Origin of the sequence: Streptomyces sp. NPDC057249 (assembly GCF_042669245.1) — a bacterium.
GTDB lineage: Bacteria > Actinomycetota > Actinomycetes > Streptomycetales > Streptomycetaceae > Streptomyces.
Window position 1 is genome coordinate 95,503 of the sequence record NZ_JBHUXS010000016.1, and the last position, 15,425, is coordinate 110,927.

Annotated in this window: 14 protein-coding genes and 1 pseudogene; 10 read left to right on the plus strand and 5 right to left on the minus strand. The window is 70.2% G+C overall.

Features of this window, described 5'->3' with window-relative positions; all coding sequences use genetic code 11:
- Nucleotides 1-9: 9 nt before the first annotated feature.
- Complete coding sequence (locus ACFUJY_RS26765) at nt 10-1,134, plus strand: MFS transporter (RefSeq protein WP_383304447.1); 1,125 nt, start codon at nt 10-12, stop codon at nt 1,132-1,134.
- A gap of 298 nt (nt 1,135-1,432) precedes the next feature.
- Here ACFUJY_RS26765 and ACFUJY_RS26770 read toward each other — a convergent pair whose 3' ends face one another.
- Both ACFUJY_RS26770 and ACFUJY_RS26775 read right to left on the minus strand, forming a co-directional pair.
- Nucleotides 1,433-2,131: a response regulator gene (locus ACFUJY_RS26770; RefSeq protein ID WP_383304327.1), complete on the minus strand. Its 699-nt coding sequence runs from the start codon at nt 2,129-2,131 to the stop codon at nt 1,433-1,435.
- Nucleotides 2,128-3,435: a sensor histidine kinase gene (locus tag ACFUJY_RS26775; RefSeq protein WP_383304329.1), complete on the minus strand. Its 1,308-nt coding sequence runs from the start codon at nt 3,433-3,435 to the stop codon at nt 2,128-2,130. Before ACFUJY_RS26775 ends, ACFUJY_RS26770 begins: the two co-directional genes overlap by 4 nt.
- Nucleotides 3,436-3,647: 212 nt before the next feature.
- On the opposite strand from ACFUJY_RS26775, the gene ACFUJY_RS26780 reads away from it, so the two are divergent.
- The 7 genes from ACFUJY_RS26780 to ACFUJY_RS26810 all read left to right on the plus strand — a co-directional run bounded on the left by ACFUJY_RS26780 (nt 3,648) and on the right by ACFUJY_RS26810 (nt 11,782).
- Nucleotides 3,648-4,355, plus strand: a complete 708-nt coding sequence (locus tag ACFUJY_RS26780; RefSeq protein ID WP_383304331.1) for an ABC transporter ATP-binding protein — start codon at nt 3,648-3,650, stop codon at nt 4,353-4,355.
- Nucleotides 4,352-6,700, plus strand: a complete 2,349-nt coding sequence (locus tag ACFUJY_RS26785; protein ID WP_383304333.1) for an ABC transporter permease — start codon at nt 4,352-4,354, stop codon at nt 6,698-6,700. The genes ACFUJY_RS26780 and ACFUJY_RS26785 overlap by 4 nt, the downstream gene beginning before the upstream one ends.
- A gap of 883 nt (nt 6,701-7,583) precedes the next feature.
- Nucleotides 7,584-8,087 carry a lamin tail domain-containing protein gene (locus ACFUJY_RS26790; RefSeq protein ID WP_383304335.1) on the plus strand — a complete coding sequence of 168 codons (504 nt, stop codon included), beginning with the start codon at nt 7,584-7,586 and terminating at the stop codon, nt 8,085-8,087.
- A gap of 122 nt (nt 8,088-8,209) precedes the next feature.
- A complete protein-coding gene (locus tag ACFUJY_RS26795; RefSeq protein ID WP_383304337.1) occupies nt 8,210-8,695 on the plus strand; it encodes a hypothetical protein in 486 nt (161 codons plus the stop codon).
- 513 nt (nt 8,696-9,208) lie between these two features.
- The gene (locus ACFUJY_RS26800; RefSeq protein ID WP_383304339.1) at nt 9,209-9,769 is read left to right on the plus strand and encodes a TetR/AcrR family transcriptional regulator; all 561 of its coding nucleotides are present in this window, start codon (nt 9,209-9,211) and stop codon (nt 9,767-9,769) included.
- The gene (locus tag ACFUJY_RS26805; protein ID WP_383304341.1) at nt 9,766-10,659 is read left to right on the plus strand and encodes an aldo/keto reductase; all 894 of its coding nucleotides are present in this window, start codon (nt 9,766-9,768) and stop codon (nt 10,657-10,659) included. The genes ACFUJY_RS26800 and ACFUJY_RS26805 overlap by 4 nt, the downstream gene beginning before the upstream one ends.
- A 103-nt stretch (nt 10,660-10,762) precedes the next feature.
- Nucleotides 10,763-11,782, plus strand: a complete 1,020-nt coding sequence (locus tag ACFUJY_RS26810) for an NADPH:quinone reductase (RefSeq protein ID WP_383304343.1) — start codon at nt 10,763-10,765, stop codon at nt 11,780-11,782.
- 445 nt (nt 11,783-12,227) lie between these two features.
- Here ACFUJY_RS26810 and ACFUJY_RS26815 read toward each other — a convergent pair whose 3' ends face one another.
- Entirely contained in the window at nt 12,228-12,620 is a 393-nt protein-coding gene (locus ACFUJY_RS26815; protein WP_383304345.1) for a hypothetical protein, read from the minus strand.
- Nucleotides 12,621-12,768: 148 nt separating this feature from the next.
- Here ACFUJY_RS26815 and ACFUJY_RS26820 point away from each other — a divergent pair, with 148 nt between their 5' ends.
- On the plus strand, nt 12,769-13,167 hold the full coding sequence (locus ACFUJY_RS26820) for a hypothetical protein (RefSeq protein ID WP_383304347.1): 399 nt from the start codon (nt 12,769-12,771) through the stop codon (nt 13,165-13,167).
- A gap of 85 nt (nt 13,168-13,252) precedes the next feature.
- Nucleotides 13,253-13,488: pseudogene (locus ACFUJY_RS26825) on the plus strand (transposase family protein); the annotation flags it as partial.
- Between the two features lies 1 nt (nt 13,489).
- Here the strand turns inward: ACFUJY_RS26825 and ACFUJY_RS26830 are convergent.
- Together ACFUJY_RS26830 and ACFUJY_RS26835 are read right to left on the minus strand one after the other, a co-directional pair.
- Complete coding sequence (locus tag ACFUJY_RS26830) at nt 13,490-14,176, minus strand: response regulator (protein ID WP_383304349.1); 687 nt, start codon at nt 14,174-14,176, stop codon at nt 13,490-13,492.
- On the minus strand, nt 14,173-15,411 hold the full coding sequence (locus tag ACFUJY_RS26835; protein WP_383304351.1) for a sensor histidine kinase: 1,239 nt from the start codon (nt 15,409-15,411) through the stop codon (nt 14,173-14,175). Before ACFUJY_RS26835 ends, ACFUJY_RS26830 begins: the two co-directional genes overlap by 4 nt.
- Nucleotides 15,412-15,425 lie beyond the last annotated feature (14 nt).

Sequence of the window (15,425 nt, forward strand, 5' to 3'; positions counted from 1 at the left end):
GTGGCCCTGATGCTGGCGGCCTTCACCTTCAACACCGCGGAGAACCTGCCGATCGGCCTCCTTGAGGTCATCTCCGGCAGTCTGCGGGTGTCTGTGTCAGAGGTCGGACTCCTGGTCACCGGATACGGTGTGACAGTGGCCGTCGCGTCCGTGCCGCTCGCCCACGTCATGAGGGCAGTGCCCCGACGCCACGTACTCACCGGACTGCTGGCCGCGCTGGTCGTATCCAGTCTGGTTGCGGCGGTGGCCACCTCGTACTGGATGCTCCTCATGGCCCGGCTGCTGACCGCACTCGCCCAGGCGCTGTTCTGGGCCGTGATGGGGCCGGTCGCGGTGGGCCTGTTCGCACCCGCCGTCCGTGGTCGCGTGTTCGCAGCGCTGTCCGTCGCCGGTTCGCTCGCCCTCGTGTTGGGTGTTCCCGCGGGGACCTGGCTGGGGCAGCAGAGCGAGTGGCAGGTCCCCGTCGCTCTGCTGGCCGGCCTGGGGCTCGTCTCCCTCGTGACGATCGCCGTCCTGCTGCCGACCTCGCCGCCGGAAGAGGAGCCTGCCGCCTACGGGACCAGCCCCGACGCCCGCAGGTTCGGGATCGTGCTGGCAGCCGGGACCCTGTCCGCCACCGGGGCGTTCACCGGATACACCTACGTCGTGAAGTTCCTGGGCGACGTGAGCGGCTTCTCCCCGAGCGCGGTCAGCGTCCTCTTCGTGGTCTTCGGTGTGGCGTGTCTCGCCGGAGTGGGCATCACCGGGGCAGTGCTTGACCGGTTTCCACAGGCCGCGTTGACCAGTGCCGTGATCACGCAAGCGGTGGGGATGACCGGTCTGTACGCGGTCGGCAGCGATCCGGTGGCCGCGGTGGTGTTCCTGGTGATGATGGGCGGTGCACTCGGACCGGTGTTCATGGCCACTCAGAACGCGATGCTTCTTTGCGCTCCGGGCCGCACGGACATCGCGCTCGCGGCCAATTCCGGTCTTTACAACGCCGGCATCGCGGCGGGAGCCGCGCTCGGCGGGCTGATCCTGCCGCGTGCCGATGTGCGCGGCACATTCCTCGCCGGTGGCCTGTTGACTGTCACGGCTTGCATGGTGCTGCTCAGCGGGCGGCTACTGCGTCAGCGGCGTGAAGCCACCGAGTAGCGCCGTCATGACCTGATGAAGGCCCAGTTCACATGGGCGTCGGAGTGAGGGCAAACGTTGGCGGCCGGCGTTCATGTTCCGGCCGAAGGGCCGTCCGACCTTCCCACGCCAGGGCAGCCACTCCGGCTCGCGGGCTGCCACGCTGTTCAGTCGCGGCCCGCGGCGTCGCAACGAGCCGTACCCGCCCGTTGGCCCGGCGCGCGGCGGGCAGCACGATCGGGGAGTCCGTGCGAGCACGGCTGCCGGCCTTGAGCATTACCGGCCGACGCCGGGGGAGCTGACGCGCAGAGCCGCCCGGTCATCTCTGCTCGGCGGAGCGCCGCGCAACCTCGTGTCGGCCGGCGCTGACCAGCCCGGTTTCGTAGGCCACGATGACGGCTTGGACTCGGTCGCGGAGCTGGAGTTTGGCGAGGATGCGGGCGACGTGTGTTTTGACGGTCGTCTCGGCCAAATGGAGGTGGGCGGCGAGTTCGGTATTGCTCAGCCCCCGGGCCAGCAGGCCGAGGACTTCCAGTTCGCGCGGGGTGAGCGCGGCGAGGTCGCGGTGGAGGGCAGCGGTGTCGCTGCCGGGCTGGGTGAACCTCTCCACGAGGCGGCGGGTGATGGCGGGCGCAAGGAGAGCGTCGCCGGTCCGGACGGTCCGCACGGCCGCGGTCAACTGCTCGGGGGTGACGTCCTTGAGGAGGAAGCCGCTGGCCCCGGCGGACAGCGCTGCGTAGACGTACCGGTCCAGGTCGAACGTGGTCAGGATGATGACGCGGGGGCCGTCGGGGGCGCCGGTGAGGATGCGGCGGGTGGCCTCCAGGCCGTCCATCTCGGGCATCCGGACGTCCATCAGGACCACGTCGGGACGTGTGCGGCGGACCGATTCGACCGCTTCGGCTCCGTTGGCCGCCTCGGCGACGACGTCGATGCCATCGGCCCTGAGGATCAACCGGAATCCGGTGCGAACGAGGGTCTGGTCGTCAGCGACGAGCACGCGCAGCGGCTCGGTCACAGTGCCTCCAAGGGGATCAGGGCCTCCACACGGTAGCCGCCGGTCAGGCGTCGGCCCGTGTCCAGGGTCCCGTCGTAGACGGCGAGGCGCTCGCGCAGGCCGATCAGGCCCCGGCCGCTTCCGGCACCCGCGCCCTGCCGTCCACCGGTGTCGGTGACTTCCACCCGGAGCCGCTCGGGTCCGTACTCGATGGTCACCGCGGCGGTGGCGCCCGACGCGTGCTTCACCGTGTTGGTCAGGGCTTCCTGGACCACGCGGTAGGCGGCGAGTTCGAGACCGGACGGGAGAGGGCGGTGCGGGCCGGTCACAGTCAGGTCGACGGGCAGCCCGGTGTCCCGGACCCTTCCGACCAGCGCTTCCAGCTGGTCCAGGCCGGGTTGCGGGGCCAGCTCCGCCGCCGAGTCGGCCAGGTCTCCACCCGTGTCCGTCCCCTCGCCCTCGTCGGCCATGGTGAGCAGTCCCATGACGTGGCGCAGCTCGGTCATGGCCGCCCGCCCTCCCGCCTCGACGGCGAACAGCGCCTCGCCGGCCTCCTCGGGGGAGGTTGCCATGATCTTGCGGGCGGCGCCCGCCTGGATGAGCATCACGCTGACGTTGTGTGTGACGACGTCGTGCAATTCTCGGGCGATGCGGGCGCGCTCCTGCTCGACGGCCCGGTGCAGTGCCTCGGCCTGTTCGCGTTCCAAGGCGGAGAGCCGGCTGCGGCCTTCGGCGGTCCGGAGTTTCCAGGTGCGCAGTCCGACGGCGGCCACGGCCATCGGGACCAGGATCAGCAGGACCACGTACTCGTTGGGAACGATCGGTGTCACCGAGTTCCCCGAGGTACCGACCAGGACCACCGACACCGGCAGCGCTGCCAGGGCGGCCGCCCGGTACGGGCTGTACACCGCGGCACTGTAGACGGCGATGACGAACGCGTAGAAGGTCAGCCGCAGAACGCTCTGCGGTGTCGCCAGGGTCGCGGCCGTCACCACCCCCAGCACGGCGAGCGGGTAGCGGCGGCGCAGCACCAGGGCGCTCGAGGCGATGAACGCGAGGGTCACCATGAAGGCCAGGCCGACGGGGCCTGACGGGCGCGGCATGACGACCGTCACTCCGGGTGCGATCTCACGCACGACGACGTTATTGGCGTTGTCGACGCCGTAGTAGACGGTGGCGATCCCGAGCACCAAGGCCACCAGCGCGTCGAACTGCCAGGCGCGCCGGGTGGGCCGCAGAGGCGGACCGCTCGGAAGCCCGGCGTCGCGGATCGTCCGTCGTGCGGCGTCCCGCAGCCGTTTCAGCGTCGTACGTACGTCCGTCACCGGTTCATTGTCGCCGCCACGCGGGGCCCTCCGACTCCGTCGCCGCGATCATTTCCTCGGCACCGGATACACCATCCGCCTACATCCCAGGGATGACGTCGCCGGGGCTCATGCCGGCGTGGTACCGCAATGGGTCCGGGCGGGGGACGCGTGCGGCCGGGGGCGCTCCTAGCGTTCACACAGTCAACTGCCCCTAACTCGGGAGCCCTTTCATGACCATGCCGGTGATCGAACTGCGCGAGGTGAGCCGCCGCTACGACGACGGCCCGCCCGCTCTGCACGAGGCGTCGCTGACCGTGCGGAGTGGCGAGGCCGTCGCGATCCTCGGCCCTTCCGGGAGCGGCAAGTCCACGCTGCTCAATCTGATCGCGGGTCTGGACCGGCCCGACACGGGGACCGTCACCGTGGACGGGGTGCGGGTGGACCAGCTGGGCGAGGCCGGATCGGCGCTCTACCGGCGGTCGAAGATCGGCATGGTCTTCCAGTTCTTCAACCTGCTCGACGACCTGACCGTCACGGACAATGTCATCCTGCCCGCGCGCCTCGCGGGTATGGCACGCGGCGAGGCAGGCCGCCGGGCGGCGGAACTCCTGGAGCTGCTGGGCATCGGCCGGCACGCCCGCGCCTACCCGGGGCGCCTGTCCGGCGGCGAGCGGCAGCGGGTCGCGGTGGCCCGTGCGTTGATGAACCGGCCGCCTCTGCTCCTGGCCGACGAGCCGACCGGGGCCCTGGACACGGCCGCCGGACAGGACGTCAGCGCACTGCTCACCGGCCTCAATGCCGAGGGTCAGACCATCGTCGTGGTCACCCACGACCTGGCTCTGGCCCGGTCCTGCACGAACCGAACGGTACGGATCGCCGACGGCCGGATCACGGAAGTCACCCCGTCGCGGGCGGTCGCCTCGGAGGCCGTCCGATGAGTGCACTCGGCAAGGTGGTGCGTTCGGGGGTGGGACGACGCCGGGTGCAGACGCTGGTGATCGGTCTCGCCACGATGATGGCGGTGGCCGCCTCCGTCCTCGGCGGATCGCTGCTCGTGGTGTCCGGCGCCCCCTTCGACGACGCCTTCACCAGACAGCACGGCGCGCACCTGTCCGTGCAGTTCGACGCGGACGAGGTGAGCGCCGGTCAGCTGTCGAAGTCCAAGGATGCCGAAGGGGTGAGCAGTGCGGCCGGGCCGTTCCGTACGGCGACGGTCACCCCGCAAGCGGACGGGGCGGGCCCCGGGGGGCCGATGACCGTGGTCGGCCGGGGCGATTCCGGCCGGAACGTGGACGAGGTGGTACTGCTCGACGGGCGGTGGCCCACCCACTCGGGCGAGATCGTGCTGTCCGCCGACTCCGCGCTGTTCCCGACCCTGGGCATGAAGATCGCCTTCCCGGATCTGCCCGGCGGTCCGGCACTGACGGTGGTCGGTGTGGCCCGCTCGGTCACGCAGACCGCCGACGCCTGGGTGGTTCCGCCCCAGATGCCTGCGCTCACCGCGCCCGGCACCGGCGGTTACCAAATGCTCTACCGCTTCACCGACGCGGGCACCGCCGCGCAGATCACGGCAGGCGGCCAGGCCGCGACCAAGACTCTGCCGCCCGGAGCGGCCGTCGGTGAGCAGTCATGGCTCACCGTCAAGAAGACCGCCGAGCGCGACACGGCCGTCTACGTCCCGTTCCTGATCGCGTTCGGGGCCCTGGGCCTGGTCATGTCGGTGCTCATCGTCGGCAACGTCGTCGCGTCGGCGGTCGGCACGGGAACGCGCCGCATCGGCATCCTCAAGGCGGTCGGTTTCACCCCGGCCCAGGTCGTAAGGGCCTACGTGGGCCAGGCGCTGCTCCCGGCCGCCGTCGGCACGGGCCTCGGTGTCCTCGCCGGCCACCTGCTCGCCGTCCCCGTACTGGCCGAGACCGGGGAGGTCTACGGCACCTCCTCCCTGTCCGTCAACCCCTGGGTCGACCTGGCGGTGATCGCCGGAGTGCTCGGCCTGGTGGCGGTGACCGCGTGGGGGAGTGCCTGGCGGGCCGGCCGGTTGCGCACGGTCGACGCGCTCGCCGTCGGGCGTACCGCCTCGGCGGGGCGCGGCAGGTGGGTGGCCCGTCTGGCCGGCCGGCTGCCGTTGCCGCAGCCGGTGGCTCTGGGCCTGGCCCGGCCCTTCGCGCGGCCCGCCCGCGCGCTGGCCATGGGCACGGCGATCCTGTTCGGCACCATCGCCGTCACGTTCACCGTGGGGATGGGCGCTTCGCTCGGCCAGGTGATGAATGCGAGGGCCCACGACGACGCCGATGTCACCGTGCCCGCCCCGCTGCCGGACTTCGGACCCCAGGGCCCTGCTGCCGAGAAGCAGCACAAGGCCGATCCCGCTGCCGTCGCCGCGGCCATCAAGTCCGCCGCCGGAACCGGGAAGTACTACAGCGTCGGAACGGTACGGGCGACCGTGTCCGGCGTGACCGGCACCATCAACGTGAACGCCTTCACCGGTGACGCCTCCTGGGGCGGCTACACGATGGTCTCGGGCCGCTGGATCGACGAACCCGGTGAGGCCGTGGTCCCGACCCCCTTCCTGGCGGCCACCGGCACCCGCATCGGCGACACCCTCACCCTGAACGGCCTGGCCCAGCCGGTTACGGTCCGGATCGTCGGCGAAGTCCTCGACCCCCGCAACGACGGCATGCAGGTCTTCACCGACGCCTCAACGCTCACGGCCGCGCATCCAGACCTGGACGAAACGAGCCATCACATCGCGGTCGCCTCCGGCACCGGCGTAACCGGCTACGTCGACGCGCTGAACAAGGACCTGGCACCGCTGGGGGTCTCAGCCCAGGCCGGCGGCCTCGACGGCGGCAGCGACATGGTCGTCACCCTCAACGCGCTGTCCGCGATCCTCACGCTGATGCTCGTCGCCGTCGCCGCGCTCGGCGTGCTGAACGGTGTGGTGCTCGACACCCGTGAGCGCGTCCGGGAGATCGGTGTCCACAAGGCGCTCGGCATGACCCCCCGGCAGACCCTCGCGATGGTCCTCACCTCGGTCACCGTGACCGGGCTGGCCGCAGGGGCTCTGGGCGTACCGCTCGGGGTAGCCGTGCACGGCTGGGTCCTCCCCGAGATGGGCGACAGCGTGGGGCTCCGCCTTCCCGCCTCCGTCATCGCCGTCTACGACTGGCCCGAACTGCTACCGCTCGCACTCGGCGGCTTGATCATCGCCACCCTGGGTGCGTTCCTGCCCGCCGGATGGGCCGCCCGGGCCCGAACCGCGAGGGCCCTGCGCACCGAATAGGACACAAGCCCCGAAGTGCGAGCGTATGGGCGCACTGGCCGGCTGCCGGACGCTCCCCATTGAACCAGCCGCGGTTGTCGGACAGGCATCTGCCCGGGCAGCCGATCACGGAGCGTCCGGTCGGGGGTGTGGCGCGGTGGGTGCCGTAGCTGCGGCGGCCACTTCGCGGGACAGGGCGGCCGGCTCGGCTTCCACGAGTGCGCCGGCGAGCGGGCTGGGCAGGCCCTGGCCGGCGGTGCTGCGGCGGGCCGGGACGTCCGGGGCGGAAGGTGCCTGGAGCCACCAGGCGCCGTGGGTACGGTCCGTCAATAGCGCCTTGAAGGGGTGTGCCGCCCGGGATGGTCGGCGGCGGCCTCGGCGAGCGCGCTCAGCTGCCCGGCACGGGACTCGGCGTAGTCGACGACGACCAGTAGCGGTAACCACCACATCCCGCACTTCGGGCGACGGCCACGCGCCGACGCCCGAGCGCGGCCACACGCTTCCCGGACCGCCGGGACCGCCGGGACCGCCGGGACCGCCGGGACCGCCGGGACCGCCGGGACCGCCGGGACCGCCGGGACCGCCGGGACCGCCGGGACCGCCGGGGCCGCTCGGACCGCCGGGACCGCCGGGGCCGCTCGGACCGGCCACACTCAGCTCTCGGCCCGTTCCACCAGGGCCCCTCGGTCCCGGATGCGGCCCGATTCGCCCCCGCACCGGCCGGTCCACCAGCGCCCACTGGGCCCGTGTTTCAGCTCGGCGGCGTGAACGTGTTGGGCTGCCGCCGCCAGCAGACAGGAGCCCTCACTGAGGCACACACTTTCTTTGTTTTCCCTTCACCTGATAGTCACATTTGCCGATAGGCTCCGGGGCGCTGCATCCGCACCACAGAGGGGGACTCCTCATGCATATCCGTCATGCCCTGGCCGCTGCCGCAACCACCGCTTCGGTCGTCTCGCTCGGGCTCGCTGCCGGTGCTCCGGCTCAGGCGGCCGAGTACTCCTCGGTCCTGAAGATCAAGGGCGTCCAGTACGACGCCCCGGGCCGTGACTCCAACAAGTGCTCGGGCGGCAACGCCGCGAGCGAGTACCTGACGATCAAGAACTACTCCCGGACCACGACGGTGAACCTGAAGGGGTATGTCGTCAAGGACGCTGCGGGGAACAGGTTCACCTTCACCAAGTCCCACACGCTGCAGCCCGGCGACTACGTCAAGCTTCGCGGGAACCGCGGCACCGACTCCGACGCCAAAAACGTCGTCTACCGCCAGAACTGCAACTTCATCTGGAACAACGACAAGGACACCATCTACCTCTACAAGCCCTCCGGCGCCCGCGCCGACGTCCACTCGTACACGAAGAAGAGCAACGACCGCGACGGCAACGGCTACATCACCTACCACGGGTGACACCGGCTGGCCGGCGCCCTTCCGCGGGTGGTGGCAGTCGGCTGTCGCAGGGCGGGGCCCCTAGCTCTTTGGTCACGGGAAACGAGGCTGCGATAAGTCGGTGAGACCGGCAGCATGGCGGTGTGGCCGATCTTCTGTGGGATGACGTGAGGTGCTTCTTCGACCCGGACCTGATGGGGTCGTTGCCGGACTTGTGCGTCCCCGATGCTTCGGTCGAGGACTGGCAGGCGGTCCTCGACCTCGTCGCGACGAGGAGGTGGAGGTGCCAGTACTCCGAAGGAGAGGCAGTGCTGCCGGTGCCCCAGGCGGAGGCCGTGCTCGCCCGTCCGGTGGATGCCGAGTGCCCAAACATGCGGGTCTGGCCGGCTGACGAGGTGCTGGCGATCTTCCGCTTCCTTGACGACGAGGTCATCGACTTCGACGTTGATCTGCGGGAGTTGCAGGGTCAGGAACGACTCGATGTGTTCTGCGGCTTCCTGCGGGAGATCGGTCGATGTTTGGGCAAGCCGGTCCTGATGGCTCCGGAGGGCGACTACGATCGTCCGGTGCTCGGCTTCGATGTCGGAACCGACCGGGTCGTCCTGCTGGCTGAACCGCTGGCCATGTGACCGCGGCCGTCGGCCGCGGTTCGTAGGAGGTTCCGTCGCGGAGCATCGCGACGAGGACGTCGGCCCGGCGTCGGGCGAGGCGGAGCAGGGCCTGGACGGAGCTGCCGGCCCCGCGGATGTGGTCGCCGTATCGAGCCGTCGGCGACGCGCTTGACGTAGGGCTGACGGGGGCCCGGTTGAGCCGCGCGTACCGCGCGGCCAGAAGGTGTACGTCACCGCCTTGCGCGAGCCAGACCCCTCGCCATCGAACATCCAGGCAACGCTCTGCGGCGGCTCCCGAGATCTGTGCCGGAACCGTCCCGCGACGGCACCTGTGCACGAGCTCCGGCGGTAGTTGGTGATCGACTCACCTGGCCCATCGATGAGAGATGGCCGCGCTGCCGTCCGCCTGACAGAACCGTCGCGAACAGGCCGCCCCGCACGAGGACTTGGCCGTCGTGACACCGCTACAAACAGAACAACGCTTCTGTTAATGTGCCCACAAGAAGAACCGCGATTCTCTTTGTGGGGGGTATGGTGCCGCGGCTCACCGACGCGCGCAAGGAACTCAGACGTGCCCAGATCGCTGAGGCCGCCGTGCGCTGCTTCGGCCGCAACGGCCTGGAGCGGACCTCGATCGCCGACATCACCGCCGAGTCCGGTCTCTCGGCCGGCTCGATCTATGCGCACTACCGCAACAAGGCCGACCTGGTCCGGGCCACCGCCCACGAGGTGCTCGCCAAGCGCGCCGACGTCCTCGGCGAGTACGCCGCGTGCGACACCCCACCCGGCCCCGACGAACTGCTCTCCCGTCTGATCGCCGCGATCGATCCCGCCGAGGCCCGGGTCGGCGTGCAGACCTGGGGTGAGGCGACCACCAACCCGGCCGTCCACCACATCGTCGTCGACATGACCGACCGGATGCGCGCCATGCTGCACGACTGCGTCACCGCCTGGCTCGTCAAGGTCGAGCACCACGAACCGACCGAAGCCCGGGAGCGCGCCGCCCCGGTTGCCCATCGGGTCATGGCGCTCTACCAGGCCGAAGTGCTGTACGTGGCCCTGCGATCACCGGTCGAGGAGGCAGCGTCATGACCGCCGCGACGGCGTGGTTCGCCGACCGCACCGTTTTCCGTATCGGCTACGGCGCGTTGCAGCTTGAGTGCCTGCACGACCGCCGCAGCGAGGCCGTTGCGCTGCTGCGCCGCGCGGTTGAACTGGGCGTCGACCATGTGGACACCGCCGAGTTCTATGGCGCCGGTTTCGCCAACGACGTGATCCGCGAGGCACTGCGCCCCGAGGACGACGTCCTGGTCGTCACGAAGGTCGGCGCCGACCCCGACCCGGGTGGGCACCTGCCACTGCGTCTGGCGCAGCGGCCCGAGCGACTGCGCGCCAGCGTCGAGGACAACCTGCGCAGCCTCGGCGTCGACCGGCTCGCGGTCGTCAACCTCCGCCGCCTGGACACCGGCCCCGGGCTGCGTCCCGAGGGCGACCAGGTCGTCGACCTCGACGACCAGCTCGCCATGATGACCGCCCTGCGCGACGAGGGAAAGATCGGCGCCATCGGCCTGAGCAGCGTCACCCTCGACGGCCTGCGCCGCGCCCTGCCGGCCCGCATTGTCTGCGTGCAGAACGCGTACAGCCTCACCTCCCGCGACGACGAGGACATGCTCGAACTGTGCGTGGCCGAGGACATCGCCTGGGTGCCGTTCTTCCCGCTCGGCGGCGCCTTCCCGGGCCTGCCCAAGGTCACCGAGGAACCGGCTGTTCAGGCTGCGGCCGAGTCCCTGGGCGTGACGCCCTCCCAGGTCGGCCTCGCCTGGCTGCTGCACCGCGCCCCGAACGTGCTGCTCATTCCCGGCACCGCCGACGCCGTCCACCTGGAGGCCAACATGGCGGTCGGCGAGATCACCTTGGCCGCCTCCACCCTCGCCGCCCTCGATGCCATCGAGTCCCGGTCCAACGAAGTCCCTATCGGCTGACCGGAACCAACGCGGCCCGGGTCGCGACCACACCTCACTCCGGCAGCCCCTGACGAACCGCCAGGGCACGCCGGGAAACTCCACCAGGCTGCAAGGACGGATCATGAAGGCCATCATCTACCGCGACAACGGCGCCCCCGACGTTCTCCAGTTCGTCGACCGCGACCTGCCCGCGCCCGGCCCCGGCGAGGTTCGCGTCCGGGTCGCCGTGTCCGGGGTCAACCCGACCGACTGGCAGGCGCGCTCCGGCGCCGGCCACCCCAAGCACTTCTCCGAGGTCACCCCGCACCTCGACGGCGCCGGCACGATCGACGCCGTCGGTGCGGGTGTGGACCAGAGCCGGGTCGGGCAGCGCGTCTGGCTGTTCATGGCCGCCGCAGGGCGGCCCACCGGCACCGCCGCCGAGTTCACCGTCGTGCCTGCCGGACAGGCCGTGCCGCTGCCGGACGAGGCCGGCTTCGACGTCGGAGCCTCACTCGGCGTCCCCGCCCTCACCGCGCACCGCGCGCTCACGGTCGCCGAGGACGGGCCGCGCCGTCTGGGGCCCGGGGCACTCGACGGGAAGGTGGTGCTCGCCGCGGGCGGGGCCGGGGCGGTCGGGCACGCGGTGATCCAGCTCGCCCGATGGGCCGGTGCCACCGTGATCAGCACCATCAGCAGCCCGGAGAAGGCCCGGCTGGCCACCGCCGCCGGAGCCCACCACGTGATCAACTATCGCGAGGGCGACCCGGCCGCCGACATCCGCAAGATCGCCACGGACGGCGTCGACATCGTCGCCGAGGTGGCGCTGGGCGCGAACCTCGCACTGGACCTGGCGGTGCTGCGGACCCGCGGCACGATTTCGACCTACGCCAACGAGGGTGGCAAGCCGGTCGAACTGAACGTGCTGCAGAACATGGCGCTGAACACGCGCCTCCAGTTCCTGATCCTCTACACGGCCGGTCCAGAGGCGCGAGCCGCGGCCGTTGAGGACGTTGCCGCCGCAGTCCGCGGCGGCGCGCTGCCCGTCGGCGAGGAGCACGGCCTGCCACTGGTCCGCTTTCCGCTCAGCCGCACCCCGGACGCACACCGAGCGGTCGAGAGCGGTGCGGTCGGCAAGGTCCTGGTCGACGTCACGTCGTAACGTTCAGCGGGCCTTGGCCGCCTCCTCGGTTCGCGCGCGGGTGCCGGGCCTTGGCCTCGTACAGGTAGGTCACGACGAACGAGGTGCCGACGTGCCGTGGGCGAAGACGACCTCATGGCGGCCGTCCACCCAGGCGTGTGGCACCAGTGGAGCGGCAGCCCCACCGCCCGGTGCCCGCGGGGAGGTGGTGCAGCAGCATTCGGCTCAGGTCGGTGCGCCGTGCCTCGGGCCGGCCGCGGCTGCCGTCGTCATCCTGCTCGAACAGGACAGTGCCGTCCTGATTCAGGGCCTGGGTCGCCTGGCGGCAGGCTGAACCAGCAGGTCGAATGCCACCCCGACGTGGCCAGACCCGTCCTTCTGCAGCCCCTTCAGAAGAGCCCGATCCTCCCCGTTCGCAGGCACTCCTCGGTGATCTGGTTGACGGACGGACATCAGCTCGGACGTGTCACAGGACCCAGGACGCGGGCAGTTCCGGCAACGTGTCGCCGACGATCAGAAGCGGTCGCCGCGAGTGCCACCGCGCATCGTCCCCCTGGCCGCGCAGCGGCACGGTAGCCAGTTGGAAGCGAGCATCCAGCACGTCGAGTTCCGCCTGCCGCGCGGCCCGAACCCTGTCGGTGAACACGGGCCATGCCTCCGCCAGCCACTTGCGGCAACGAAGCATGTGCCCGTACTCCCAGATCTGTTCGACGTCGAAGCCCTCTTCGACATCCTGCACCAACGCCTCCCACGCTTCCATCATGGCGTTGAGCGTCACCATCCCGTACCTCGCCGACAGACCACGGCTGGCCCGGTGCACCGACTCGTAGTCATCGGCGCTGAGCACCTCCATGTCCATAGGCACAGCCTGTCAGCCATTCCACGCCGGATGGGTGCGTCACTCGACAGGTGTAAGCACCGGGGCCTGGACGATGACCGGGCCGAGATGCAACAGCCCAGATGACAGCCAGTGGAAGCAACCGGCCAGACTGAGCTGGTTGCGGACCATGCTCGCGTTCGACGGCCAACCCTTGTGGTTCCAGGCCCTGGACGACTTCACCGACTCCTTCGTCACTGTCGCTTGTCCGCACTGCGACGCGCCGGTGACGATCGCGATCGGCGACTACGGCTGCTACTCCTCGATCCGCGACTGGAATCTGGGGGATGTCCACCAGGTCCCGCTCCGGCCGGCCATCCCGGACGAGCTGACCGGCACCGGGAGGATGTTGCACGAGACGGCCGTACGGGATGGCCAACAACGGCTCGCCTGGGGGCTAACGCACCTGTTCGGCAAGGCGGAATGCCCAGGATGCGGAAGCGTGTTCGGCATCGCAGACGAATACGCGGCCACCAATGCACCCGCTCCATGGGACTTCGCCCGAGGCCACATCAAGGACGCTTCCTGATGACCACCGGCATGACCCTCCAAATCGAACATTGAGCTCGTACCCGCCGTCCCGACTTGACGGCTTAGCGCGGTGAGGTGTCTGGATAGGCCCCTACACCGGGCTGAGCCCGCGCTGCTTCAGCAGGCTGGTGACCGCCGCGCGGCGCGAGACCGCTGCCGAGCTTCACCTTGGGCAGCCATGGGGGCTCCCATTGAGGATCGTATTCTGCTTCTCGCGGCCCATTGAAGCACATACGTGACGATGCGCCAGATCGCGCCGCTGTTCGGCATCTCGAAGTCCGCGGCGGACCGAATCGTCGGCCAGCTCGGGCCGTTCTTGCTCAACACTCGGTCGATTGAGGAGCGGCGCTGACGAGTCCTGATTCGTAGGCACTGATCACCAACTGCGCGCGGTCCCGTGCACGCAGCTTGGTCAGCAGTCGACCGATGTAGGTCTTCACGGTGCCGTTGCTGAGGTGGAGGTACTCGGAGATGTCGGCGTTGGAGAGGCCACGTGCTATCAGTATCAGGACCTCACGCTCGCGCTCCGTGAGGTCCTCAAGTGTGGAGCTTGGCGCATGGTGCGTATGGGGAAGACGGGCGAACTCGGCGATCAGGCGTCGGGTCACCGAGGGGGCGAGTAGCGACTCTCCGGCGGCGACAGTGCGGATGCCTGCCAGCAGCAGCTCGGGGGATGTGTCCTTGAGGAGGAATCCCGCTGCCCCCGCACGCAACGCGCCGTACACGTACTCGTCGAGGTCGAAGGTGGTGAGGATGAGAACGCGTGTCCCCGCAGTCTCGTGGGATCCGGCTATGCGCCGTGTCGCTTCGATCCCGTCCATCCCGGGCATTCTAATGTCCATCAGCACCACGTCAGGGCAGAGCCGCTGTGCGCCCTCGACAGCTTCGGCCCCGGTCCCGGCCTCGCCCACCGCTGTCAGGCCGGGGGCGGTGTCGATGAGCACCCGGAAGCTGCCTCGGAGCAGGGACTGGTCGTCGGCGACGAGTACCCGGATCGGTTCGGTCACGCGGTCTTCTCCTTCCGGCTCGTAGCCGTGCCGTGAGCGGGTTCGGGCGGGAGACAAGCCGATACAGCGAACCCGCCGCCGGGCCGTGGCCCGGCGGCCAACGTCCCGCCGTACATCATCACGCGCTCGCGCATCCCCACGAGCCCATGACCACCCTTGAGTTCCCCCCGGTCGGTCGCTGCCGCGTTCCCGGCTCCGTCATCCGCCACCTCGACGCGCACTTCTCCTCGCGAGTCGACTGTGATGGTCACCTGGCAGTGCGTTCCGTCGCCGGCGTGCTTGACCACGTTCGTCAGAGCTTCCTGCACGATCCGGTAGACGGCCAGCGCAGTCCCCGCGGGGAGACCGACGGCCAGCCGGGTGCGGAGTCCGGTACGGACTCCCGCTCGCTCGGCACGCTGGATGAGGGCCGGCAGATCGTCCATACCGGGAGGGGGAGCCGTCTCCGCCGAGGCGGGCTCTCGCGTGCGCCGACCAGCAGTGTCGCCGCGTAGCACTCCCAAGGCACGGCGCATCTCGGTGAGCGCCTCCCGGCCGGTCTGCTCGATCGTCTGGATGGCATCGCGCGTCTCTTGGGGGCGTGCCTCGGCCACATGGTTGGCCACTGCTGCCTTGACGACGATCACGCTGAGGCTGTGCGAGACGATGTCGTGCAGTTCTCTGGCGATGCGCAGGCGTTCTTCGGCCAGTGCTTCCTCCGCAACACGACGGTCCCTTCGGGCCGCTCGCGATCTCTGTTCGCGCACGACACGCCCTGCGGCCCACGCTGCCCCGCTGACCAGCCAGACGAGGGCGGCAGTGCCGGCGGCCTCTGTCCACGGGCCGGAGGGTGTCAGGACCGATTCACCGGTGATGACCGCGGCTGCCGAGACAACCAGGGTCAGGGCGAACGCCGCCGAAGCCCGGCGTGTCGGCTCGATGAGCGCCACCGCGTAGACGGCCAAGGCCACGGAGATGTACGGGTCACGAGTGATGTCGAGAAGTGTCGCCGTCGCCGAAGCACCCAGGACCACGGCCAGGGCCGGCAGCGGCCACAGGCGTCGAACGGCCAGCGGCACTCCCACACAGACGGCCACCAGCCAGCCCAGCCACCACGGGCCGGAGAATCGAGGCAGACCGTCCGAGGCACCCTGGTCGGCCAGTGCCACGTACCCGGCCGTCACCACGACGGCCACGCAGGCGTCGATCGCCAGCAGATGCGCGCCGGCCCGCCGGCGCCGCCCCATTCTGTGCATCGCTAGACGATACC

Coding starts and splice junctions, on each gene's coding strand:
- ACFUJY_RS26765 (WP_383304447.1), top strand. CDS start 10: ATGCTGGCGGCCTTCACCTTCAACACCGCGGAGAACCTGCCGATCGGC.
- ACFUJY_RS26780 (WP_383304331.1), top strand. CDS start 3,648: ATGACCATGCCGGTGATCGAACTGCGCGAGGTGAGCCGCCGCTACGAC.
- ACFUJY_RS26785 (WP_383304333.1), top strand. CDS start 4,352: ATGAGTGCACTCGGCAAGGTGGTGCGTTCGGGGGTGGGACGACGCCGG.
- ACFUJY_RS26790 (WP_383304335.1), top strand. CDS start 7,584: ATGCATATCCGTCATGCCCTGGCCGCTGCCGCAACCACCGCTTCGGTC.
- ACFUJY_RS26800 (WP_383304339.1), top strand. CDS start 9,209: ATGGTGCCGCGGCTCACCGACGCGCGCAAGGAACTCAGACGTGCCCAG.
- ACFUJY_RS26805 (WP_383304341.1), top strand. CDS start 9,766: ATGACCGCCGCGACGGCGTGGTTCGCCGACCGCACCGTTTTCCGTATC.
- ACFUJY_RS26810 (WP_383304343.1), top strand. CDS start 10,763: ATGAAGGCCATCATCTACCGCGACAACGGCGCCCCCGACGTTCTCCAG.
- ACFUJY_RS26815 (WP_383304345.1), bottom strand. CDS start 12,620: ATGGACATGGAGGTGCTCAGCGCCGATGACTACGAGTCGGTGCACCGG.
- ACFUJY_RS26820 (WP_383304347.1), top strand. CDS start 12,769: ATGCTCGCGTTCGACGGCCAACCCTTGTGGTTCCAGGCCCTGGACGAC.
- ACFUJY_RS26835 (WP_383304351.1), bottom strand. CDS start 15,411: ATGCACAGAATGGGGCGGCGCCGGCGGGCCGGCGCGCATCTGCTGGCG.